The sequence below is a fragment of the Nonomuraea sp. NPDC005501 genome, from assembly GCF_040605905.1.
Classification (GTDB): Bacteria; Actinomycetota; Actinomycetes; order Streptosporangiales; family Streptosporangiaceae; genus Nonomuraea.
Window position 1 is genome coordinate 1 of the sequence record NZ_JBEXDT010000105.1, and the last position, 22,525, is coordinate 22,525.

22 protein-coding genes and 2 tRNA genes are annotated in these 22,525 nt (G+C 70.8%); 11 read left to right on the forward strand and 13 right to left on the reverse strand.

Going from position 1 to position 22,525, the window contains the following annotated elements:
- Positions 1–150: 150 nt before the first annotated feature.
- Positions 151–1,791, reverse strand: a complete 1,641-nt coding sequence (locus ABZS51_RS35770) for an IucA/IucC family protein (protein ID WP_355450722.1) — start codon at positions 1,789–1,791, stop codon at positions 151–153.
- Positions 1,788–2,933, reverse strand: a complete 1,146-nt coding sequence (locus ABZS51_RS35775; protein ID WP_355450725.1) for a siderophore biosynthesis protein — start codon at positions 2,931–2,933, stop codon at positions 1,788–1,790. The genes ABZS51_RS35770 and ABZS51_RS35775 overlap by 4 nt, the downstream gene beginning before the upstream one ends.
- Before the next feature lie 145 nt (positions 2,934–3,078).
- Here ABZS51_RS35775 and nudC point away from each other — a divergent pair, with 145 nt between their 5' ends.
- Together nudC and ABZS51_RS35785 are read left to right on the forward strand one after the other, a co-directional pair.
- A complete protein-coding gene (gene nudC / locus ABZS51_RS35780) occupies positions 3,079–4,053 on the forward strand; it encodes an NAD(+) diphosphatase (protein ID WP_355450728.1) in 975 nt (324 codons plus the stop codon).
- Between the two features lie 62 nt (positions 4,054–4,115).
- Complete coding sequence (locus ABZS51_RS35785; protein ID WP_355450731.1) at positions 4,116–4,526, forward strand: hypothetical protein; 411 nt, start codon at positions 4,116–4,118, stop codon at positions 4,524–4,526.
- 95 nt (positions 4,527–4,621) lie between these two features.
- On the opposite strand, the gene ABZS51_RS35790 is transcribed toward ABZS51_RS35785, so the two are convergent.
- Together ABZS51_RS35790 and ABZS51_RS35795 are read right to left on the reverse strand one after the other, a co-directional pair.
- Positions 4,622–4,870, reverse strand: coding sequence for a mycoredoxin (locus ABZS51_RS35790; protein WP_310713043.1), 249 nt, complete (start codon positions 4,868–4,870; stop codon positions 4,622–4,624).
- 78 nt (positions 4,871–4,948) lie between these two features.
- The gene (locus ABZS51_RS35795; RefSeq protein WP_355450735.1) at positions 4,949–5,857 is read right to left on the reverse strand and encodes an alpha/beta hydrolase; all 909 of its coding nucleotides are present in this window, start codon (positions 5,855–5,857) and stop codon (positions 4,949–4,951) included.
- A 154-nt stretch (positions 5,858–6,011) separates the two neighbouring features.
- On the opposite strand from ABZS51_RS35795, the gene ABZS51_RS35800 reads away from it, so the two are divergent.
- From ABZS51_RS35800 to ABZS51_RS35820, 5 genes are all read left to right on the forward strand, one after another.
- On the forward strand, positions 6,012–8,051 hold the full coding sequence (locus ABZS51_RS35800) for an ATP-dependent DNA helicase UvrD2 (RefSeq protein WP_355450787.1): 2,040 nt from the start codon (positions 6,012–6,014) through the stop codon (positions 8,049–8,051).
- Between the two features lie 96 nt (positions 8,052–8,147).
- Complete coding sequence (locus ABZS51_RS35805; RefSeq protein WP_355450738.1) at positions 8,148–9,020, forward strand: acyl-CoA thioesterase II; 873 nt, start codon at positions 8,148–8,150, stop codon at positions 9,018–9,020.
- Positions 9,021–9,128: 108 nt separating this feature from the next.
- On the forward strand, positions 9,129–9,389 hold the full coding sequence (locus tag ABZS51_RS35810; protein WP_355450741.1) for a hypothetical protein: 261 nt from the start codon (positions 9,129–9,131) through the stop codon (positions 9,387–9,389).
- A gap of 128 nt (positions 9,390–9,517) precedes the next feature.
- A complete protein-coding gene (locus tag ABZS51_RS35815) occupies positions 9,518–9,787 on the forward strand; it encodes a WhiB family transcriptional regulator (RefSeq protein WP_355450790.1) in 270 nt (89 codons plus the stop codon).
- Between the two features lie 40 nt (positions 9,788–9,827).
- Positions 9,828–10,022 carry a hypothetical protein gene (locus ABZS51_RS35820; RefSeq protein WP_355450744.1) on the forward strand — a complete coding sequence of 65 codons (195 nt, stop codon included), beginning with the start codon at positions 9,828–9,830 and terminating at the stop codon, positions 10,020–10,022.
- 159 nt (positions 10,023–10,181) lie between these two features.
- Here the strand turns inward: ABZS51_RS35820 and ABZS51_RS35825 are convergent, their stop codons facing one another.
- A complete protein-coding gene (locus tag ABZS51_RS35825; RefSeq protein WP_355450747.1) occupies positions 10,182–11,435 on the reverse strand; it encodes a serine hydrolase domain-containing protein in 1,254 nt (417 codons plus the stop codon).
- Between the two features lie 102 nt (positions 11,436–11,537).
- On the opposite strand from ABZS51_RS35825, the gene ABZS51_RS35830 reads away from it, so the two are divergent.
- Entirely contained in the window at positions 11,538–12,056 is a 519-nt protein-coding gene (locus ABZS51_RS35830; RefSeq protein ID WP_355450749.1) for a GNAT family N-acetyltransferase, read from the forward strand.
- 224 nt (positions 12,057–12,280) lie between these two features.
- Here ABZS51_RS35830 and ABZS51_RS35835 read toward each other — a convergent pair.
- The 6 genes from ABZS51_RS35835 to ABZS51_RS35860 form a co-directional block, all read right to left on the reverse strand.
- Positions 12,281–12,357, reverse strand: a tRNA-Met gene (locus tag ABZS51_RS35835).
- A gap of 224 nt (positions 12,358–12,581) precedes the next feature.
- A tRNA-Met gene (locus ABZS51_RS35840) sits at positions 12,582–12,658 on the reverse strand.
- A gap of 54 nt (positions 12,659–12,712) precedes the next feature.
- Positions 12,713–15,664 (reverse strand): UPF0182 family protein, encoded by a 2,952-nt coding sequence (locus ABZS51_RS35845; RefSeq protein WP_355450752.1) that lies wholly within the window; start codon positions 15,662–15,664, stop codon positions 12,713–12,715.
- A gap of 129 nt (positions 15,665–15,793) precedes the next feature.
- Positions 15,794–16,840 carry a PDZ domain-containing protein gene (locus ABZS51_RS35850; protein WP_355450755.1) on the reverse strand — a complete coding sequence of 349 codons (1,047 nt, stop codon included), beginning with the start codon at positions 16,838–16,840 and terminating at the stop codon, positions 15,794–15,796.
- Between the two features lie 10 nt (positions 16,841–16,850).
- On the reverse strand, positions 16,851–17,276 hold the full coding sequence (locus tag ABZS51_RS35855) for a molybdenum cofactor biosynthesis protein MoaE (protein WP_355450758.1): 426 nt from the start codon (positions 17,274–17,276) through the stop codon (positions 16,851–16,853).
- 30 nt (positions 17,277–17,306) lie between these two features.
- The gene (locus tag ABZS51_RS35860) at positions 17,307–18,380 is read right to left on the reverse strand and encodes an NAD-dependent epimerase/dehydratase family protein (protein ID WP_355450793.1); all 1,074 of its coding nucleotides are present in this window, start codon (positions 18,378–18,380) and stop codon (positions 17,307–17,309) included.
- A gap of 130 nt (positions 18,381–18,510) precedes the next feature.
- Between ABZS51_RS35860 and ABZS51_RS35865 the strand changes: the two genes are divergently transcribed.
- The 3 genes from ABZS51_RS35865 to ABZS51_RS35875 are packed head-to-tail and all read left to right on the forward strand — an operon-like array spanning position 18,511 to position 21,339.
- Positions 18,511–19,749, forward strand: coding sequence for a zinc-dependent metalloprotease (locus tag ABZS51_RS35865; RefSeq protein WP_355450796.1), 1,239 nt, complete (start codon positions 18,511–18,513; stop codon positions 19,747–19,749).
- Positions 19,746–20,318, forward strand: a complete 573-nt coding sequence (locus ABZS51_RS35870) for an NUDIX hydrolase (protein ID WP_355450761.1) — start codon at positions 19,746–19,748, stop codon at positions 20,316–20,318. Before ABZS51_RS35865 ends, ABZS51_RS35870 begins: the two co-directional genes overlap by 4 nt.
- A 28-nt stretch (positions 20,319–20,346) precedes the next feature.
- Positions 20,347–21,339 carry an endonuclease/exonuclease/phosphatase family protein gene (locus tag ABZS51_RS35875; protein WP_355450764.1) on the forward strand — a complete coding sequence of 331 codons (993 nt, stop codon included), beginning with the start codon at positions 20,347–20,349 and terminating at the stop codon, positions 21,337–21,339.
- A 49-nt stretch (positions 21,340–21,388) separates the two neighbouring features.
- On the opposite strand, the gene ABZS51_RS35880 is transcribed toward ABZS51_RS35875, so the two are convergent.
- Both ABZS51_RS35880 and ABZS51_RS35885 read right to left on the reverse strand, forming a co-directional pair.
- Entirely contained in the window at positions 21,389–21,988 is a 600-nt protein-coding gene (locus ABZS51_RS35880) for a hypothetical protein (RefSeq protein WP_355450767.1), read from the reverse strand.
- On the reverse strand, positions 21,985–22,500 hold the full coding sequence (locus tag ABZS51_RS35885) for a M48 family metallopeptidase (RefSeq protein ID WP_355450769.1): 516 nt from the start codon (positions 22,498–22,500) through the stop codon (positions 21,985–21,987). The genes ABZS51_RS35880 and ABZS51_RS35885 overlap by 4 nt, the downstream gene beginning before the upstream one ends.
- Positions 22,501–22,525: the final 25 nt, after the last annotated feature.

Here is a 22,525-nt window from a genome sequence, read left to right on the forward strand (position 1 = left end):
GTGCCCCCCACCCGCAGCAGCACGTACGGCGGCGCGGGCCACACCAGGCCGCGCGGCCCGGCCACCTCCCGCACGCAGCAGCGCAGCAGCGCGGCCAGCGTCGCCTCCTCGGCCGGTGAGCTGGGCGCGCCGAGGACCAGACCGTGCATGTCAAGCTCTCCTCAGGTAGTTGGGCCCGCTGGTGCCGTAGAACTTGTTGACGTCGCGGGCGCCCGACCGCTCCTTGGCCACCAGCGTCCCGGCGGTGATCATCGACTTGCCGGTGAGCCGCGCCGCCTCCAGGGTCCGGGCCCGCAGCAGCCGGGCCATGGGGTCGTCGCCGTGCTCGTCGAGCGCCTCGGCCAGCGTGTCGCGCAGCAGGGCGGCGGCCCGCCGGTGCGGCAGGGCGCCGAAGACGACGGCCGCGGCGGCCAGGTGCAGGGTGATGGTGACGAACACGTCCGCCAGCGCGTGCGGGTCGTCGGTCAGCATCCGCTCGTCGGCGAAGGCGGGCGTCCCGACGCCGGCCGCTGCGAGGCGGGCGGGTGAGGCGAGCAGCCCGTCGTTGTCCTTGACGAGCAGGTCCACGCGGCCGTCGCGGAGGACGAGCGCCAGGTTCTGCTGGTGGGCCTCCAGGGCGACGCCGTAGCGGACGAACAGCCGCACGTTCCAGCCGAGCAGCAGCCGCAGGTAGGCGGGCAGCACGTCGCCGCCCGTCCTTTCGTCCAGCTCGGCCAGGACGCCGGGGGCGTTGAGCGCCGCGACCGGCACGATCACGCCCTCGGGCAGCCGGCGCACCATCCACGCGAGGTACTCGTGGCCGGCGTGCGCGTACGTCTGCTCGTCGGCGACCAGCACACCCGGACCGGCCAGCCGCCGCAGCAGCAGCTCGGCCGCGGCCCCGTCGCGCAGCGTGCCCGGCTTGATGGAGCGCCGGTTGCGCGCCCCGAGCGTGCTCGTGGGGACGGGCAGCTTGAGGTGGGTGCGCGGGGCGACCTCCACCGTGCGCATCGACAGGGTCGGCCGTACGGTCGTCCACGGCTCGTCCAGCAGCCGTACCCCCTCGATCCGCCGCACCTCGTCCACCGCCAGGGGGTGCACGGGGAACAGCACCTCGTCCGGGCCGGGCGCGGGCAGCGGGGGCGTCAGGTCGGGCGGCAGCGCGGCGGAGCCGGGCGCGAGCAGGGCGCGCGGCACCGCGGCCCAGCGCAGCTCGAACGCGGGGGCGAACTCCGGCGCGTACGCGAGCAGGTCATCGGCCGACAGGCCGAGCCGGGCCCGGGACGTCGGGTACACCGGGTGGTCGGCGAACGCGGCCAGCGTCTCGTACGACGGCCCGCGGGCCAGCACCGCGGCGGCGTGCTCGTCGTGCAGGTCCCAGGCGGTCAGGGCCTGGGCGCACTCCTCGGCGAAGACGGCCACCCCTTCGGCGTCGGCCGGGTCGGCCACCGCCCTGAGCGTGCCGAGCACCTCGGCCAGCGTCAGCCGCTCGCCGGGCGCGACCACGAAGTCCTGGAACAGCGCGCCCGGCGCCAGCCGCACCACCCGGTCCCCGGCGAGCAGCAGCCCCACGCCGTCGCGGCTGCGGGTGACCCGCGCCGACAGGCGGCCGTAGTCCTCGCGCAGCAGCGCGTTCAGCACCCGAGCCGCCAGCTCCGCCTCCCGCCCCACCCGGTGCCCGTCCACCCGATCGCCCACCTGCTCGCCCGCTCGGTCGCCCGCCCGGTCGCCCGTTTGATCGCCCACGCCGCCCGCCCGACCGCGCGCGTCGTTCGCCGGACCCCGCACGTCCCGGTCGCGTACGGCCTTCACGCGATCACCCACGGCCGGGCCGCCCGATAGCCGCCGATGGCCGCCTCCACCCGGTCGCGGTCGGGCCCCACGGCGCGGATCACGCCCAGGTAGTCGCGGTTGGTGTGGGTGCGCTCCACCACGTCACCGGCCGAGCGCAACGGCCGGTGCCAGAGCCGCACGCCGTCCGACACGACGGTCTCCGCACCCGGCGCGGACGTGATCGTCCCCGACCGGTCCGCCACCAAGCTCACCGCGCTGCCGTACCCGGAGCCGTGGGGCGTCTCCGGCAGGGCGGACAGCGGCTCCCCGAGGTGCACCCGCAGGATCCACTCGAACAACGGCACCCCCAGCACGTCGGCGAGCAGGAAGTCGCAGTGGTCGCCGATCAGCCGGTAGTTCACCTCGACCACCCGCGGCCCGTCCGCGGTGACGACGTACTCGGTGTGACACGCGCCGAACCCCGCGCCCAGCGCCGCCAGCACGGCCAGCACATGCTCGTGCGGGCCGTCCGGCGCCCAGTCCAGCCGCTCCTCGACGAAGTGCGGCAGCGGCCCCAGCGTCGTCGCGAACCCGCCCAGCACCCGGATCGCCGACCCGTCGCCCAGCGTCTCCAGCGTGCGCAGCGGGCCTTCCAGGTACTCCTCCACGACCAGCGCCTCGCCCGGCCGCCGCCGCCTGACCTCCGCCACCGCTCCGGCCAGGTCGCTCTCGACCAGCATCACGTCCTCGCTGGCCACCCCCTCGCGCGGCTTGACGACCAGCGGGTACGGCAGTCCGTCCGGCACGGCGTCGCCCGGGGCCAGCCGTACGGACCGGACCCGCTCGACCCCGGCCTCGGCGAGGACGCGCCGCGTCAGGAACTTGTTCTTCGCCGACAGGCACGCCCGCCAGTCCTTGCCCGGCAGCCCGAAGTAGGCGGCGGCCAGCGCGGTCTCCGCCTGGAGGTGGTCGGAGTTGGAGAAGATCGCGTCGGGCTGGCCGAGAACGGCGATGGCGTCGACGAGGGCGCGCGGGTCGCGCACGTCGCAGCCGACGGCGTCCGGATGCCGTTCGGGGCGGTCGGTGAGGATCGTCACCTCACAGCCCAGCGCGCGGGCGGCCGGGAGGAACCCGTCGGTCACCGAGTCGGTCGGCTTGAGAGCGGTCAGGTACAGCCGCAAGCGTGGCACCCCCGGATGTGATCAGGTAAGGCTTACCTAACCGCAGATCCTAGCCCCTCGACGATCACCGCCGAGCCCCCATACCGCAACCTCAGGCTAACGCCGGGGTCATAGGATGACATCCGGAACTTGGAAGGGTGGGCCCGTGGAGACGAGAGCGGAAGAGCAACTGATCGGACCGCTGCTCCTCGCACGCGGCACCATCGACCGGTCGTCCGCGCTGCGCGCCGACGACGCGTGGCTGGAACGTGCCTGGGCCGCGCCGACGACCCGGGTGCTGGTGATCCAGGACGGCCAGACGCTCGTCCGGCGCTCCGGCGATGAGGTGCGGGCGGTGCTGTTCGGCCCGGAGGAGGCGCCGGCCGGGGAGCGCTACCTGCTCGGCGTCGAGGGCGACGTCGCCTACTTCGCGGTGGCGGCGCCGCTGCCCGGAGGAGTCACCGGCGACGGCAACGGCCGTGTCACGGTCCCGATGAGCCCGCTCGACGCGCCCGAGGGCGAGACCGTCTCCGCGGGCCTGCGCCAGGCGGGCGGCCTGCTCGGCGACCGCGACGCCGGACTGCTCGTCCACGCGGTGGCGCTGGAGGCGTGGCACTCGGCCCACGAGTTCTGCCCCCGCTGCGGCAACCGCACCGAGGTGCGCGCCGGCGGCCACGTCCGGGTCTGCCCACGCGACTCCAGCCAGCACTTCCCGCGCGTCGACCCGGCCGTGATCATGCTGGTGCGCGACCAGGACGACCGCTGCCTGCTGGCCCGCGGCCCGCAGTGGCCGGAGGGCCGCATGTCGATCCTGGCCGGCTTCGTGGAGCCCGGCGAGTCGCTGGAGCACGCGGTGATCAGGGAGGTCGCCGAGGAGGTCGGCATCCAGGTCGCCAGGCCGCGCTACCTGGGCAGCCAGCCCTGGCCGTTCCCGCGCAGCCTCATGCTGGGCTTCTTCGCCGAGGCCCTGACGACCACGCTCACTCCCGACGCGGAGGAGATCGTCGAGGCCCGCTGGTTCTCCCGCGAGGAGCTCACCCAGGCCATCGCCTCCGGCGAGCTCCGCCTCCCGCCGCCCGTCTCCATCGCCCGCCGCCTCATCGAGACCTGGTACGGCGACCGCCTCTCCGGCGACTGGTAAGCCCCGGCTACTTAGCGTAGATTCGAAGACACCTTCGGTAGCGGGAGGCTAAAGTCATGCCCATGAACGACTCTCACATGCAGGAAATCCTCGATCTCGAGCGTCAGAAGATCGCGATCCAGCATTCCGCGGCTGAAGCGCGAATGGACGTCAAGGTCGAAGCTTCCGAGAAGCGCATCATCCATGCGGTCACCAACGCGATCACCGACGCGGTGGTGGAGCTCAAGCGAGAAATCATAGGCGTCCGCATCGAGCTCAAGCAGGACATCGCCGACGTCCGCACGGAGCTCAAGCAGGACATCGCCGACGTCCGCACCGAGCTCAAGCAGGACATCGCCGACGTCCGCACCGAGCTCAAGCACGAGATCACCAATGTGCGCACCGAGCTCAGGGACGAGATCCGTAGCGTCCGCACCGAGCTCAAGGGCGACATCGCCCGCCTGGAGCACAAGATCGACTGCCACGCCCACTAGACGAGGACCTGGGTGAATTTGGCACCCAGGTCCTCAGGACCAGTTCTACCACGTCGCTCGTCCCTCGACAGGGCAGGGACGAGCGACGGAGGGGGTCAGGCGGCCTCGAGGAGCGCCTTCACCTCGCGGGCCGACGGGTTGGTGCGGACGACGCGGCCCGACGGGGTCTCGATGACGACCGTCGGCACGGTCTGGTTGCCGTTGTTCACGCTCATCACGAACTCCGCCGCCGCGGGGTCACGCTCGATGTCGACCTCTTCGAAGGGGATGCCCTCACGGGTGAGCTGCGACTTCAGCCACTTGCAGGGCCCGCACCACGTGGTGCTGTAGACGGTGAGCGCCATGTCGGACGATTCCCTCCAAGGTCAAGGAGACTGGCCGCTCCCTTCAACACGGCTGGAGCCCCCGTCATTCCTGCGAGGTCAGAGCTGGCCGCCGAGCCGCTCCGCGATCCACTGGTGCACCTGCTCGGCGACGCCCGGCTGGCGGTACATCGCCGAGCTGTGCGCCGTTCCCGGCGTGGTGATGACCGTGACCGGCACCCCGACCTGGCCGAGCATCTGCTTGAGGAGCTGGCTCTGCACCGGCGGGACGAACTCGTCGGCCGAGTGGGCCGTCAGCATCGGCGCGTCGTGGCGGCTGGCGTGCCAGGCCACCTCCATGCTGGCCCAGATCCGCGAGCAGCGGCCCTTGGGCTCGCACCCGCCCGCGAGCTGGATCGCCGAGGCGCGCAGCTTGCGCTTGTACGGGTCGGTGGTGACGGCGCCGTCGGTGTAGGCGCGCAGCGGCGACACGATGGGGGACAGGCCGACCACGCCCTTGAGCCCGTTCATCCCGTCGCCGTACGTGCCGACCGACGCCGCCAGGTGCCCGCCGGCGGAGAAGCCGACGACCACGAAGTTCTTCACGTCGAAGTCCCACCGGGCGGCGTGCTTGCGGGCCGTCTGGATGGCCGACAGCACGTCGGTGCGCTGCGCGGGCCAGGCCGCCTGGCTGGAGAGCCGGTAGTTGAGGTTGAAGACCGTGTAACCCTCGTCGGCGTACTCCCGGGCGATGGTGGCCATCTGCCGCTTGTCGCCGCTGGACCACCAGCCACCGTGGATGAGGAAGACGCCCGGCCGCGGCGTGCCGTCCGCGGTCCACCAGACGTCCATGTCCTGGCGGCGCTCCCGGCCGTAGGAGACGGTCTCGTACGACAGGCCGCTCAACGTGGACAGGTCGGACGTGGACACCGGGGCCGGTGTCGGATCCTTGGCCGCCTCGGCGGTGGCCGGTGTGGTGACGGTGACGGCGGCGAGCGCGAGAGCCCCCACGAGAACCGCAGTGCGCACGGTCTTCCCTTTCCCCCATGCACGTGGTCGGGCCCCATTGTGAGGGAAAAGACCAGTTCTTTGCATCTCGGTGACGATGAACGGATGACGGGCCGCATGTTGCCAGAATGGACGGGTAAGCGCCACCGGCTGGGAGGATTGACAGGTGAGCAGCGTGGATGACGTCCTGTCGGGCCTCGACCCCGAGCAGCGCGCGGTCGCCGAGGCCGTGCGCGGGCCCGTGTGCGTTCTGGCTGGTGCGGGCACCGGCAAGACACGCGCGATCACCCACCGCATCGCGCACGCGGTGCGCAGCGGGGTGGTCGACGCGCCGAGCGTGCTGGCGGTGACTTTCACCACACGGGCGGCGGGGGAGCTGCGGCAGCGGCTGCGGGCGCTGGGCGCGCCGGGGGTGCAGGCGCGCACGTTCCACGCGGCGGCGCTGCGCCAGCTCACCTACTTCTGGCCGCGGGTGATCGGCGGCGAGGCGCCGTCGGTGATCGAGTCCAAGCTGCCCGTCCTCGCGGAGGCCTGCCGGCAGCTCCGCCGCGGCGCGGACCGGTCGGAGCTGCGCGACCTCGCGGCCGAGGTGGAGTGGGCCAAGGTCACGCAGATCGGCCCCGAGGACTACGTGGCCGCGGCCGCCAAGCACAACCGCACCCCGCCGGTGCCGGCCGAGGAGGTGGCGCGGCTCTACGAGGCGTACGAGCGGATCAGGCGCGAGCGGCACCTGGTCGACTTCGAGACGATCCTGGAGCTGACCGCGGCGGTGATGACCGAGCACCAGGAGGTGGCGGCGCAGATCCGTCAGCAGTACCGCTACTTCGTCGTCGACGAGTACCAGGACGTCAACCCGCTGCAGAAGCTGCTGCTCGACACCTGGCTCGGCGGGCGCGACGACGTGTGCGTGGTCGGCGACCCCAACCAGACCATCTACTCCTTCACCGGCGCCACCCCGCGCTACCTGACCGGGTTCGCCGTCGAGCACCCCGACGCCGCCGTGATCAAGCTGGTGCGCGACTACCGCTCGACCCCGCAGGTGGTGGATCTGGCCAACCTCGTCATCGCCAAGGGCCGCTCGCCGCACCGCCTGGAGCTGGTCGCGCAGCGGCCCGACGGGCCCAGGCCGGGCTTCCACGAGTACGACGACGAGCCGGCCGAGGCCGCCGGGGTCGCCCGGGCGATCAGGAAGCTGCTCGACCAGGGCGTGCCGTCCCGCGAGATCGCCGTGCTGTTCCGCACCAACTCCCAGTCGGAGGCGTACGAGGAGGCGCTGGCCAAGGCGGACCTGCCGTACGTGGTGCGCGGCGCGGAGCGCTTCTTCGAGCGACCGGAGGTGCGCCAGGCCGTCGTCCTGCTGCGCGGCGCGGCCCGCTCGGCGTGGGGCGAGCCGCTGGCCTCGGAGGTCCACCACATCCTCGCGGGCCTCGGCCTGACCCCGTCGCCGCCCGGCGGAGGCAAGGCCCGCGAGAAGTGGGAGTCGCTGAAGGCGCTGGCCGACCTGGCCGAGGACATGGCGGCCGACGGCGCCGACCTGCCGGTGTTCGTCGGCGAGCTGGAGCGGCGCGCCTCCGAGCAGCACGCGCCGCCGGTCGAGGGCGTCACGCTGGCCTCCCTGCACGCCGCCAAGGGCCTGGAGTGGGACGCCGTCTTCCTGGTGGGCCTCACCGACGGCATGCTGCCGATCATCTACGCCGAGACGCCCGAGCAGATCGAGGAGGAGCGCCGCCTGCTCTATGTCGGCATCACCCGCGCCCGTCATCATCTGGCGCTGTCGTGGGCGCTGTCGCGCGCGCCGGGCGGGCGCAAGGGCCGCCGGCCCTCCCGCTTCCTCGACGGCCTGACCGGCCGCGCCCCGGCGGCCTCGCGCGCGCCGGGCGCGGCGAAGGAACGCCGTCAGGTGGCCGCGCCGGTGAGCTGCCGGGTCTGCGCGAAGACGCTCACGGCGGCGGCCGAGCAGAAGCTGGGCCGCTGCGCCTCCTGCCCGGCCGACTACGACGAGGAGCTGCTGGAGAGCCTGAAGGCGTGGCGCACGGCCGCGGCCAAGGACGCGAAGATCCCGCCGTACGTCGTCTTCACGGACGTGACGTTGCAGGCGATCGCCGAGCGGGCGCCGCGCACCGAGCAGGAGCTGCTGTCGATCGCCGGCGTCGGGCGCGTCAAGCTCGACCGGTACGGGGAGGCGGTTCTGTCGTTGTGCCGCGGGGCCTCCTAGTCCCGACCTCGGCTGACGTACCGCTGACCCAAGTTTGGTAAGAGATGGGCGACAAGTCACACTTGCCGTACTAATGGCTCATCCCGAGGGGGACCCGTGAACGAGGCGCTGAAGGAGCTGCTCGACCTGCTCGACCTTGAGCAGATCGAGCTCGACATCTTCCGCGGGCGCAGCCCCGAGGAGCGCATCCAGCGGGTCTTCGGCGGTCAGGTCGCCGCGCAGGCGCTGGTCGCGGCCGGTCGCACGGCGCCGCCGGACCGGGCGGTGCACTCGCTGCACGCCTACTTCATCAGGCCCGGCGATCCGTCCATCCCGATCGTCTACAACGTCGAGCGGGTGCGCGACGGGCGCTCCTTCACCACGCGCCGGGTCGTGGCGGTCCAGCACGGCAAGGCCATCTTCACGATGTCGGCCTCGTTCCACATCTTCGAGGAGGGGCTGGAGCATCAGGCGACGGACCTGCCGGAGGTGCCCGGCCCCGAGACGCTGCCGACGTTCCAGGACCGCATGTACGCGCTGGTGGGAGACCGGCCGGAGTACCGCGACTGGCTGTCGCGGCCCAGACCGGTGGACGCCCGCTACGCCACGCCGCTGACCTGGGAGGCCCACCGCAACCCCGAGCTGCGCAGCGCGAAGACGAACGTGTGGTTCCGCTACGACGCCGAGCTGCCCGACGACCCGCTGCTGCACGTGGTGCTGGCCGCCTACGCCTCCGATTTCACGCTCGTCGACACGGTCCTGCTCGCCCACGGCATGGCCTGGGGCGCCTCCGACATCCAGGGCGCCTCGCTGGACCACGCCATGTGGTTCCACCGGCCGTTCCGTTCCGACGACTGGCTCCTGTACGCGCAGCAGTCACCGTGGGCCGGAGGGGCGCGGGGGCTCGCGCGTGGTGAGATGTTCACCGCGTCGGGTGACCTCGTGGTGTCCGTCGTGCAGGAGGCGATGATCCGTGTCACGAAGTCGTGAAATCGCAGGTCGAAAATAGGTTGCCGGGTTCTGCGTTCCCGGTTTAGGGTCATGGTCAAGCAAGTCGGACGGTCCTGTCCGGCGATCCCAGAGTGGAGGTGAGTCCCAGTGATCAGCATCGACATGTCGGCCACGCAGTGGCTCGCCTCCGCATGCCGTGACTCGGTGAGACTGGCCAATGGTCCCGCCAAGCCGCTGCAGGAGAAGTCTGCCCGTAGCCAGGCCCCCGCCTACCCGCGCGTCCACCTCGGTGCCGACGCCAAGAGCGCTCCTGTCTTCGCAGCAGGCACCGACGTGCCGACCCAGCAGATCACCAAGGGTGGAATGCGCGGTCCGCAACCCTGGAGGGATGTTCCGGTCATAACCTGACCGGCACAAGAGCAGCCTCCAGGCCGCGGATCCGCACCAAGGATCCGCGGCCTTCTTGTTTGTCCGTGATCCCCGACCACCTCGAGGTGCCGACCAAGATCTACAAGTTCGATCAAAAGGAGAAGCAGATGGGGGCCAAGACGATCATGGACCTGATCGACGAAGCCAAGATCCCCTGTCGTACCGACCCCGACCTGTGGTTCGCCGAGTCGCCGGAAGACGTGGAGTTCGCCAAGGCGCTCTGCGGCGGCTGCCCCATCCAGAAGGCCTGCCTGGCCCGCGCGCTCGAGCGCGAGGAGCCGTGGGGCGTCTGGGGCGGCGAGCTGGTCCTCCGGGGGGCCATCGTCCCCCGCAAGCGTCCCCGCGGGCGTCCCCGCAAGCACCCGGTCGCTGCCTGACATCCCTTTCACGCCACATCACCAGAGAGCAGAAAAGCGCATGAGCACCAGAATGTCCCACAGCCTGGAAGTCCCGTATCTCAGCCATGACATGGTCAACGACCGAATACAAACCCTCCACCGCGAGGCGGAGGAGCAGCGCCTGATCTCCCGCCTCCAGCGCGTGGAGCGGGCGCGGCGACAGGTCCAGCGAGCCAACGAGCGGCTCCGCAGGGCTCTGAGCCTGCAGGCGTGACGCGGAGATCCTGCCGCCGGCGCAGGATCTCCCGTCCACACCTGACCCCTCGCGGGAATCCGTGAACACACAAGGGGCCGGGCGCGATCATCGCGCCCGGCCCCTTGCTCGTGCAGTCACAAGTGCCGTGCAGTCAGAAGTGCGGTGGAGTCAGAAGTGCTAGAAGTACCGGGGGGCGAGGTCCGTCGTCGGCCACGTCTTCACGGTGCCGATCGCCTGCCCGAGGATCGGGTCGATCGAGTCGAAGTCCGGGCTGCCCGTCTCCTCACGCCGGTTGAAGATCGCGCAGTAACTGACGCCGTTCTGCACCCGCGCCAGGAAGCTGAACGTGCCCGGCATCGACCCGTTGTGCCAGGTGTTCAGGGTCCCGACATTGTTGTTGCGCACGCTCCAGCCGAAGCCGTACCAGGAGCCGTTGGAGTTGACGCCGATCTCGGGCTTGGCGAAGACCCGGGAGAGCGACGTGGAGTTCAGCACCGTCCCGGCCTTGTCGAAGACGAAGCCCCACTTGACCATGTCGACGGCCGAGGCCAGCCAGCCGCCGTTCGCGTCCTGGTTGGGCATGTTGAAGCCGCCGTAGGGGTACGGCACGACGGTGCCCGAGTCGTTCAGCACGGTCTTGTTGGTGAACTTCGAGGTGTAGGTCACCTCGCTGGTCCCGGTCTCCGCCAGGAGGCTGCGGCCGAGCCGCATCCGGGTGATGCCGGCCGGCGCCAGCAGCTTCTGCTTGACGTACGACTCGTAGCTCATCCCGGAGACCTTCTCGATGATCCGGCCGAGCAGCATGTAGCCGTAGTTGCTGTAGACGTACTTGGTGCCCGGGTCGAAGTCGAGCTTCCTGGCCGTGGCCCACTTGATGATGTCGGCGTGGTCGATCGGCAGCGAGACGCCGAGCGAGGCGGCGATGGTGTGGTCGGCCCAGAGCTGGTCCGGCGACACGCCCCGGTCCCAGCCGGCCGTGTGCTGGAGCAGCCGCCACACGGTCACCTTGGCCAGCCGGGGATCGGCCGTGGCCGACAGGCCCAGCAGCGACGTGACCGAGGCGCCGAGGCTCAGCTTGCCGTCCTGGGCGAGGCGGGCGATGGCGGCGCCGGTGATGTTCTTGCTCAGGCTGGCGATCCGGAACAACGACGTCGGCTGCACCCGGATGAGGCTGCTGTTCTTGGTGTAGACGCCGTAGCCACGGGCCAGCAGGATCTTGCCGTTCTTGGCCACCGCGAGCTGGGCACAGGAGATGTCCCGCTCGGTGATGAACTTCTTCATCGCCGTGTCGAACCCGGCCATCGCGGCCGGCACGACCCCGGTGACCAGCAAGGAGCCGGACGCCGCCTGGGCGGGCCGCGATCCGAGCGCGATGGCGGGCACGGCCGCGGCGCCCGTCTGGAGCAGGCGTCGCCGGCTTAGCGTTGTCATGTTGATCCCTCATGCCTCATATGCAACATTGGCCACCTTTACTACCACAGTCAGCTTGTAAACACCTGACCGCAGACCCCTTCAGAAGGGACCAACTCCCGCGTGACCAGCGAACACCGCCTCCCGGCCCCCACGGCCCGGCTCGGCTTCCGCGAGATGACACCGGATGACCTCGACGACATGGCCGCCCTGCTCGGCGATCCGGAGGTGATGCGCTACTACCCCCGCACCAGGACGCGCGAGGAGGCCGGGCGCTGGATCGAGGCCGGCCTGCGCAGCTACGCCGAGCACGGCCACGGGCTATGGCTGCTCACGGTGCGCGAGACGGGCGAGTTCGCCGGCAACTGCGGCCTGGTCCGGCAGACGATCGAGGGCGAGGACTTCATCGAGGTCGGCTACCTGGTGCCGACGGCCCTTCAGGGCAGGGGGTACGCCACGGAGGCCGCCGCGGCCTGCCGCGACCACGCGCGGGACGTCCTCGGGGTGGACCGGCTGATCTCGATCATCCACCCGGACAACGTCCCCTCTCAGCGCGTCGCGGAGAAGAACGGCCTCACCCTGGAACGCCTGGCCGACTTTCACGGCCTGCCGCGCCGCATCTACTCCATGACTTTCGCGTAAATAACCGCCTTTATGTGAATGACGTCACAGAAAGGCCGCGCCGTTGACGCACCCACCGAAGAGCAGAGCGCCGCGCCTGTGACGCCGTTCACGAAAGCGGAGCGTCGCTGCGCTCACGAAGCGCTGCGTTCTTGAAGCGCCGTGTTCTTGAAGCGCCGTGTTCTTGAAGCGCTGCGTGGTGCACAAAAGCAGAGGCCCGGAGGAAATCCTCCGGGCCTCTGATCTGGTAGCGGGGGCAGGATTTGAACCTACGACCTCTGGGTTATGAGCCCAGCGAGCTACCGAACTGCTCCACCCCGCGTCGGTGTGTACCTGAAGCCTATAGGGATACCGGCGTTGTGGCAAAAGGAACGCCGCGCCGTTGCCGCACCCACGGGAAACAGAGCGCCGCGCCTGTGACGCCGTTCACCGAAGCAGGGCGTCGCCGCATTCACAGAAGCGTTGCATTCACAGGAGCGTTGCATTAACAGGAGCGCTGCGTACGCAAAAGCAGAGACCCGGAGGAAATCCTCCGGGCCTCTGCTCTGGTAGCGGGGGCAGGATTTGAACCTGCGACCTCTGGGTTATGAGCCCAGCGAGCTACCGAACTGCTCCACCCCGCGTCGGTGTGTGTCTAAAGACTATAGGGATCGCGGGGTGGTGGCAAATCAACGGGGCTACGTCCCCCCTTGCGGTGTCGCCGAGGCCGACGAGGTGGGCGTCGCGCTCGGCGTGGGCGCCGGACTCCCCGTCGGCGCCGGCGTCCCCGAGGGCGCCGGCGACGGGGACGTCGTGGTGGTGGGCGCCGGGGTGCCGATGCCCTGCAGCGCCTTCAGCGCCTCGTCCAGCCGCTTCTGCGCCTTGCCGTACTCCTCCCAGTTCGGCGGGTTGGCCTTCAGGGCGTTCTGGGCGTCCTGGTAGGCCTTCTGCGCCGTGGTGATGGCCTGGGCCAGCGCCGTCGTCTGCTGGTTGGGCTGGGCCTGCTGCTGGTCGTTGGGCTGCGCCTGCTGCTGGCTCTCGCCGAAGACCTGCGCGAGCGCGTCCTCCAGCTTGTCGCCCGAGCCCACCTTGTTGCCGAACGCCACCAGGACCCGCCGCAGGATCGGGTACGGCTCCTGGCCGGTGCCGGCCTTGGTCTGGACGTACACGGGCTCGATGTAGATCAGCCCGCCCGCGTAGGGCAGCGTGAGCAGGTTGCCGTACCTGACGTTGGCGTTGCCGAGGCCCAGCGGGCCGAGCTCGCCGGAGAACTTGTTCTGGAAGTTGTTCTGCGCCTGGCCCGGACCCGGGATCGCGGTGTTGGACGGCATGCGCAGGATGCGCAGCTTTCCGTAGTCCTGGCCCACCGTGGACCCGGCCGCCATGAACGCCGCCAGGTTCGGGCCCTCCCTGGGGACGAACGTCGTCGTCAGCGAGAACGACGGCTTGGCGTCCTGGACCGGCATCGTGGTGGTCAGGTAGTACGGCGGCTGCTTGATCGACTGGTTGCCCTGCGACGGGTCGCTCGGGACGTTCCAGGCGTCCTGGTTGCTGTAGAAGGCCGCGGCGTTCGTGATGTGGTAGCGCGAGAGCGTGTAGCGCTGCACCTTGAACAGGTCCTCGGGGTAGCGCACGTGGCTCTGCAGGTCGGGGCTCATCTTGGAGGCCGGCTGCAGGATGCCGGGGAACGCCTTGCCCCACGTCTTGAGCACCGGGTCCTTGTCGTCCCAGGCGTAGAGCGTGACCGTGCCGTCGTAGGCGTCGACCGTGGCCTTCACCGAGTTGCGGATGTAGTTGATGTTGTCCTGCGGCTGCTGGGCGACCAGCCGCCGGTCGACGGCCGTGTCACGGGTCATGTCGCCCAGGCTCTCGCTCTGGGAGTACGGGTACTCGTTCGAGGTCGTGTACCCGTCGATGATCCAGGTGACGCGCCCGTCCACGATCGCCGGGTACGGGTTGCCGTCGAGGGTCAGGAACGGCGCCACCTTCTCGACCCGCTCCCGCGGGTTGCGCACGTACAGGATCTTCGAGCTGTCGTTGACGTCGCCCGACAGCAGGATGTTCTTCTCGCCGTACTTCGCCGCGTAGACGAGCCGGTTGATGAACGAGCCGACCGGGACGCCGCCCTTGCCCGCGTAGGTGGTGTTCTTCTGGCCGGTGCCGCCGGTCTCGGGGTAGTCGAGCTCCTGCGGGTTGCTGGGGTTGCCGCCGGCGATGACGTACTCGTTGGAGCTGTTCTCGCCGAAGTAGACGCGCGACTCCGTCAGCTTGGTGGAGTTGACCAGCGGGCCGGTGACCGGCATGTCCTTGGCGTCGTAGGCCGGCAGGCCGCCGTAGTCGACCTCGTTGCCGGGCGCCGCGACGATGCCGTAGCCGTGGGTGTAGACCAGCGCCTCGTTGATCCAGTTGCTCGGGCCCTCGGGGGAGGCGAGCAGCTCACGGACGCCGACGACGTGGTCGACCAGCTTGCCGCTCGCGTCCTTGTAGCGGTCGACGTCGAGCTGCTCCGAGAAGCCGTAGAAGCCGCGGATGCGCTGCGTCTGGTCGAACGTGGACGACACCAGCGCCGGGTCGAGCAGCCGCACCCCGCTCACGGACGCGTCGCCGTCGGTCTTCACCTTGGCCGGGTCGGACTCCGCGGAGTACTGCAGGATCTCGGTGCCGTCGACGCCGTACGCCTCGCGGGTGGCCTTGATGTTGCGGTCGATGTAGGCGGCTTCCTTGAGCTGCTGGTTGGGCTTGACCTGGAACTGCTCGACCAGCGCCGGGTAGACGCCGCCGATCAGCACGGCCGACAGCACCAGCAGGCCGAACGACACGCCGGGGAGCATGCCGCCGGGCCGTATGACGCCGGCGAAGAACAGCACGGCGCAGATGAGCGCGATGATCGCCAGGATGGTCTTGGCCGGGAGGACGGCGTTGACGTCGGTGTAGGACGCCCCGTCCACGAAGCCGCGGTCGGAGAAGACCAGCCCGTAGCGGTCGACCCAGTAGGCCACGGCCTTCAGCAGCACGAACACGCCGAGCAGCACCGACAGGTGCACCCGCGCTGCGCGCGAGGCGTGGACGCCGGGCGACTGGAGCCGGAACCCGCCGTACAGGTAGTGCGTGATCGCCGCCAGGATGATCGAGACGATCACGGCGGTGAACAGGAAGTTCAGCACCATCCGGATGAACGGGTAGTCGAACATGAAGAACGAGTGGTCGAACCCGAACAACGGGTCCGTCTTGCCGAAGGGCACCCCGTTGGCGAACTCCAGCCACGTCTGCCACTGCCCGGCCAAGGAGGAGCCCGCGAAAAGCGCGAGCATGCCCATGCCGACGATGAAGATCAGCTTGCGGTGGGGATCGAGCGCCATCCGGTAGCGGTCGGCGCCGCTGCCCCCGCCGAACATGGCGGGCCCGAACATGGGCCGGGTGCGGAAGGCCAGCAGCATGTTGCCGCCGACGATGCCGACCATCAGGACCGCCCCGACCAGGAACAGCACGATCTCTGTCAGCAGCACGCCGGAGAACACCGAGGTGTAGTCGACCGAGTCGAACCACAGATAGTCGGTGTAGATGCCGGAGAAAAGGAAGAACAACGCCACGATCGCCACGAGCGCGATCGCGACAGGCAGAAGCAGTCTCGGCCGGCGGGGCAAGCGCATCGCCCGGCCGGCGCCTGGGGTCCGGAAGCTCAAGGCCAACCCCTCGTCGTGATGAACAAACGGTCCGTGTCTGGCAACCTACACCGCTGTGCCAGCCCTTCGATTAACGCACGGGGATCGGCGGAAGTTTCATCCGGCGGCGCAAGCCGGGACCTCTCCCTTGCCCGTGCGGATCGCGTCGAGCGCCTGCACCGCCTCGTGCAGCGAGGTGGCCCTGACCAGGCGAAGCCCGTCGGGAACGGCCTTCAGGGCCTCGGCGCAGTTGTCGGCCGGCGTGAGGAAGACGGTCGCCCCGGCCTTGCGCGCGCCGACCATCTTCTGGGCGATGCCGCCGATCGGGCCGACCGCGCCGGAGGGGTCGATGGTGCCGGTGCCGGCGATGTCCTTGCCGCCCGTCAGCTCGCCCGGCGTGAGCTTGTCGAGGATGCCGAGCGAGAACATCAGCCCGGCGCTCGGCCCGCCGACGTCGCCCACGTTGATGTCGACGTCGAACGGGAACTTGTACTTCGCCTGCATCACCATGCCGACGACCGCCTTGCCGCCCGTGCCCTGCACGGTCGGCACGGAGACGTCGAGCTTGTCCTTGCCGCGGGTGATGGTGAACGCCACGCTCTCACCGGGCTTGACGGCCTTGACCGCCTCGGAGATGCCCTCCACGTTCGCGACCGTCCTGCCGCCGACCGCGGTGATCTCGTCGCCCTTGCGCAGCTTGCCGTCGGCCGGCTTGCCCTTCTCGGTGGACAGCACCGACACGGCCGTGCCGTACGGGATCTTCAGCTCGCCCAGCGCCGCGGCCGTCGCGTAGTCCTGGGAGTTGGCCATCTCGACGGTGTTCTCCTCCTCGACCTGCTGCTGCGAGCGGGTCTCGGGGAAGATCGTCGACTCGGGCACGACGGCGACGTCGGGATCGATCCAGCCGCGCAGCGCGGTCAGCAGGTCGATCCGGCTGCTCGGGCCGCCCTGGTAGGCGACGGTCACGAGGTTGAGCTCGCCGCTGGTCGGATAGGTCTGCCGCCCGGAGATGGTGATCACCGGCTTCTTGTCGACCTGGCCGATCGTGTTCTCGGTCGGTCCCGGACTCAGCACCACGTACGGAACCTTCATCACCGCGCCCACGACGCCGAGCAAGAGCACGAGGAAGCCCGCAACCAGCAGGGTCAAGGCGCGACGCGACATGGAGACGAGCTTATTCGCAGGCGCCGACCCACTCGGCCGACCCGTCGGCGAACGCCTGATGTTTCCAGATCGGCACCTCGGCCTTGAGGTCGTCGATCAGCCGGCGCGAGGCGGCGAACGCCTCCTGGCGGTGCGGAGCGGCCACGGCGACGATCACGGCGATGTCGCCCAGCTCGAGGTCACCGACCCGGTGGACGGCCGCGAGCGCGGTCACGGGGAAGTCGGCGGCGACCTTCTCGGCCACCCGGCGCAGCTCGTCGCCCGCCGACGGGTGCGCGGAGTAGGAAAGGCGGGTCACCGGCTTGCCGTGGTCCTGCTCGCGTACGGTGCCCACGAACAGCGTCGTGCCACCGGCGGCGTGGTCGCCCACGGCGGCGAGCACCTCCGGCACGGAGAGCGAGGTGTCACGTATGCCGAGCAACCGGATGACGTCCACGGACCAGAGCCTACCGAACCGCCCCGGGCCTCACTGGCGGCGCTTCCTGCGTACCTGGCGGACGATGGCGGCCGTGCCGATGACGGCGACGGTCGCGCCCGCCGCGGTGAGCGTGGCCTCCTTGACCGGCAGGCGCCTGCCGACCACGGTCGTCGCCTTCTCGCGCAGCTCCAGGAGCTGCTGGAACGCGGCCTCGTTGGTCCACGCCGGCTTCCAGCCGGCCTCACGCAGCCTGGCGCAGTCGACCACCCACGGGTAGACGACGTAGTGCAGGTCCGTGGCGGGCGCCGGGGTGATGCCCAGGCGGTGCAGCCGCTGCGCGGTGCCGAACGTCAGCCCCGCGGGCAGCTCGAACCTGCGCAGCCCCGCCATCTCCTCCACCTGCTCCTGCTCCAGCCAGCCGTCGGAGCCGACCCCGACCACGCCCGTGACCACGCCCCGCGCGGCCAGCTCCAGCGCCGAGAGCAGGTCGTCCACGTGGCAGAACTGCCAGCGCGGCGAGCACCCCTTGACCGTCAGCAGCCGCGGCGACTCGAAGTGGCGGGTGATGACCGTGTCCACCCCGGGCCCCACGACCGCGGCGGGCCGCAGCACCGTCACCTCCAGCCCCGGATGGCTGCGCAGCGACCGGCGCACGAGCGCCTCGATCTCCAGGTAGTCGCCGACGACGCCGGTGTCGGGCTCGGCCGCGACCGCGGCGTCCTCCGGCAGCGGCACGTCGTTCTCCGGCGCCGCGCCGTACACCATCGCGCTCGTGACGAGCACCACCCGCCGCACGCGCGCCGCGGCGGAGGCGGTGAGCACGGTCTGCGCCGCTCTCAGGTTGTACGCGCGGCGCTCACGCGGGTCGGAGTCGACCGCGTAGTCGCCGGCCAGGTGGACCAGGACGTCGATGTCGGAGATCCGGTTCGCCAAGAGCGGATCCCGGACGTCGATGACTCTCCAGGTCGCCTCCCGGACGTCGCCGCGCTCCTCGTCGATGGCCACCACCCTGCGGAAATCCGCGGAGGATACGAGCTTTGCGAGCAGCTCGCGGCCCAGCCCTGAGGCGGCGCCCGTGACGGCGACGACAGGTTGGCGCGGGCGTTTCGAGGTAGGCACCAGGTCCTCACTTTGCACTGATCCGCCGCAGGACGACTAACGTGGCGGATGTGGACTCCTCCATCCTGCACGAGGTAGAGCGGTGACTGACCTGCCAGGTCGCGAAAACGACCCCAACGAAAACCCGTTCGCCATGTTCGGCAACCCTGAGCAGATGGCTCAGGCGATGCGCCAGTTCGCCGACATGCTGTCGGCACCCCAGGGTTCAGGCCCGGTCAACTGGGACATGGCCAAGAACATCGCCCGTCACGCCGTGGTGGCGGAGGGCGATCCCAGCGTCATGGAGGGCGAGCGCCGGCAGATCGTCGAGGCCCTGCGCCTGGCCGATCTATGGCTGAACGAGGCCACCACGCTGCCCAGCGGCGTCGGCGCGCCCGAGGCGTGGAGCCGCTCCGAGTGGATCGAGAACACGATCCCCGTCTGGCGCACGCTGTGCGAGCCGATCGCCGCGCGCATGGTCGAGACCATGGGCGGCGCGCTCGGCGGCTCCGGCCTGCCGCCCGAGGCCCAGCAGATGGCCGGCCCGCTCATGGGCATGCTCAAGCAGATGGGCGGCATGATGGTCGGCCAGCAGATCGGCCAGGCCATCGGCTCGCTGGCGCGCGAGGTGCTCGGCACCACCGACATCGGCCTGCCGCTGTCCGACAGGGCCGCGCTGCTGCCCGGCGGCATCGCCTCGTTCAGCCAGGGCCTGGAGCTGCCGTCCGAGGAGATCCGGATCTACCTGGCGCTGCGCGAGGCCGCGCATCACCGGCTGTTCCAGCACGTGCCGTGGCTGCGCTCCCACCTGCTGGGCGCGGTCGAGGAGTACGCGCGGGGCATCACGGTCGACACCTCGGCCCTGGAGGAGCAGATCCGCGGGCTCGACATCAACAACCCGCAGGCCATCCAGGAGGCGCTGAGCGGCGGCGCGCTGCTCAAGCCCGAGGAGACCGAGCGGCAGAAGGCCGCGCTGGCGCGCCTGGAGACGGCGCTCGCCCTGGTCGAGGGCTGGGTCGCCACCGTGGCGGGCCACGCCGCCGAGGGCAAGCTGCCGTCCGCGGGAGCCCTCGCCGAGACCGTACGGCGGCGCCGCGCGACCGGCGGCCCGGCCGAGCTGACCTTCGGCACCCTCGTGGGCCTGGAGTTGCGTCCCCGCCGCCTGCGCGAGGCCGCGGCGCTGTGGGAGGCGGTCCGGGAGGCGCGCGGCGTCGACGGGCGCGACGCGCTGTGGTCCCACCCGGACCTGATGCCGTCGGCCGACGACCTCGACGACCCCGAGGCGTTCGTCCGGGGCGAGTCGGAGTGGGACATCTCACACCTCGAAAGCGGCCTGGAAGGCCCCGGCGACGACGAGAAGGACCAGGAGAAGGGCGAGGACGACCAGAAGTGAGCCTGCACGGCGACGCGGTGGCCGTCCTGTCCGGCTGGACGGCGCCCACCGCCGAGGAGGAGCGGCTTCGCAGCGGGTTCCTCGGCCACCTGCGCGACCACGACGACGCGATGCTGCGCGAGTGCGTCCCCGGTCACCTGACGGCGACCACGGCGGTGCTGTCGCACGACGGCGGGCGGGTGCTGCTCACGCTGCACCCGAAGGCCGGCATGTGGCTGCCGATGGGCGGCCACTGCGAGCCGTCCGACGCCTCGCTGACCGCCGTCGCCCTGCGTGAGGCCACCGAGGAGTCCGGGGTCCCCGACCTGGAGCTGCTGCCCGGCCCGCTGGCGCTCGACCGGCACGAGGTCTGGTGCCACCCGCCGCGCAGCTGGCACCTCGACGTCGAGTACGCCGCCGTGGCGCCGCCGGGCGCCGAGGCGGTCATCAGCGAGGAGTCCCTCGACCTGCGCTGGTTCCCCGTGGACGAGATCCCCGAGCTGTCCGACGAGGCCACTCGCCGCCTCGCGGCGCGCGGCAGGGAGGTCCTCCTGTCGCGTCTTACGCCTCGCTCACAGCCGTCCGGCTAGAGTCTGTACCGTTCCAACAGGGGGCGATGTGGAGATCTCAGCCGACAGCACGGTCGGCGGCACGATCGTGGTCGCGGCCCGGTCGCGCCGCCGGCTGCCGACCACACTGACCTGGCTCGCCGTGACACCGTTCGCGGCCTGGGCCGTGGTCAGGGTCGCGGGCCTCGAACGCGGATCACTGCCGACACAGCTCATGACCGCCACGCCGTACGTCGCGGCGGGCTCGCTCCTCCCGCTGCTGGTGGCCGCGGTCGGCCGCAGGCGCGCCGCCACGGCTGTCGCGCTGATCGCCACGACCGCGCTCGGTGTCAGCGTCCTGCCCCGTGCCCTGGGCACGGCCGACGCCACGGCCGGCCGGCCGATGCGCGTCCTCACCCTCAACATGCTGTTCGGCAAGGCCGACCCGCAGGCGGTGATGAACCTCGTCCACCGCCTTGATCCGGACGTGCTGAACACCCAGGAGCTGACCCCCGGCGCCGTGGAGGAGCTCGACGCCCTGGGGCTGAAGACGTTGATGCCCAACCGCGTGCTCCAGGCCGAGTGGAGCGCCACCGGGAGCGGCCTGTTCTCGAAGTACCCGATGGAGGCGATGCCCGAGCTGGCGCCGTCCGTCGGTCACAACATGCCGGCCGCCCGGATCTCGCTGCCGGGTGGCGAGCCGATCGAGTTCCTCGACGTCCACCTGTTCCCGCCGCTGGGGCGGCAGGCGGCGGACTGGAGCCAGGCGCTCGGCGAGCTGCCGGCCGCCTCCACGGACGTGGTGCGCGTGCTGGCGGGCGACTTCAACGCCTCGCTCGACCACGCGTCGATGCGCGGGGTGCTGTCCCGCGGCTACAAGGACGCCGCCGACGAGGTCGGAGCCGGGCTCATCCCGACGTGGCCCGCCAACAAGAGGGTGCCGCCGATCATCACGATCGACCACGTGCTGGTGGACCGGCGGGTCGCCGTGCGTGAGGTCAGCGTCCACACGGTGCCGGGCACGGACCACCGCGCGGTCTTCGCCGAGCTCGCCGTCCCCTAGAGCCCGTTCTGGAGGCGGCGGAGCGGGCCGGACCCGTTCTGCGGTGAGCTCAGCGCGCGGTCAGACCCGCCTCGGACAGCAGCGCGCGGGTGTTGTCCCACCCCTCCAGCCCCGGATCGAGTCGCGCCAGATCACCGGCGGCGCGCAGCCGGTGCCAGCCCGGGACGGTCGCCACCATCCGCCTGCCCGGCGCCTGCGCGCGCAGCGCCGTGACCGGGTCGGGCTCGTCGAGACCGGAGGCCGCCCACGCGGGCATCGGCAGCCCGAACGCCATCGCGACCGCCCCTCCGCCCTCGGCGGGACAGACGCTCACCTGAGCTCGGCCCAGCTCGCGGAACAGCTTGCCGATCAGCAGCGGCGGCAGGTCGGGGGCGTCGGCCGCCATCACGACCGCCTGGTCGCCGTCCAGCCGCGCCGCGATGCCCGCCAACGGCTCGTCCTCGCCGACCTCGATCACCTCGGTGCCCGGCCAGACCAGCTCGTCCAGCCCCGGGACACTCGTCACCAGCACCGGGGTCACCAGGTCCAGACCGGCGACCACCTCGTAGGCGTCCTCGGCGACCGCCTCCAGGAACTCCCTCGGGTCCACGCCTTCGGGTACGGCGCCCGCCGTGCTCTGCCGTACGAGGACCGCGGCGACGCGCCTCAACACTCCTCCGGCGGTGCGCTGACGGCGGCCGAGAAGCCCTCGAGGAAGCCGCGTGCCCGCTCGGCCCTCGGGTACTGCTCCACCAGCGTCCAGAACGCGGGGCCGTGGCTCGGCACCAGCAGGTGCACCAGCTCGTGGATGATCACGTAGTCGATGACCCATTCGGGCAGGCCCTTGAGCCGGGTCGAGATGCGGATCGTGCCGTTCTCCGGAGTGCAGGAGCCCCATCGGTGCTGCTGGTTGTCCACCCAGCGCACGCTCGCCGGGTCGGCCCTGCCGTCGAGGAACTTCGCCGACAGCTCCCGGGCCCGCGCGAGGAGCCCCTCGTCCGTCGGCCTCCTCCGGCGCTCCCGGGCAGCGAGCCGATCGAGCATCCGGCTCACCCATTCGTCCGCGTCCTGACCGGTCAGCCAGGCGGGCAGGAGCACGATCGTCTTGTCGCCGTCGCGGTATGCGGAGACCGTACGCCGGCGACGAGAACTGCGACGGACCTCGACTGTCTCGGGGGGCACATATGCACGTTAGCCGACACCGGCG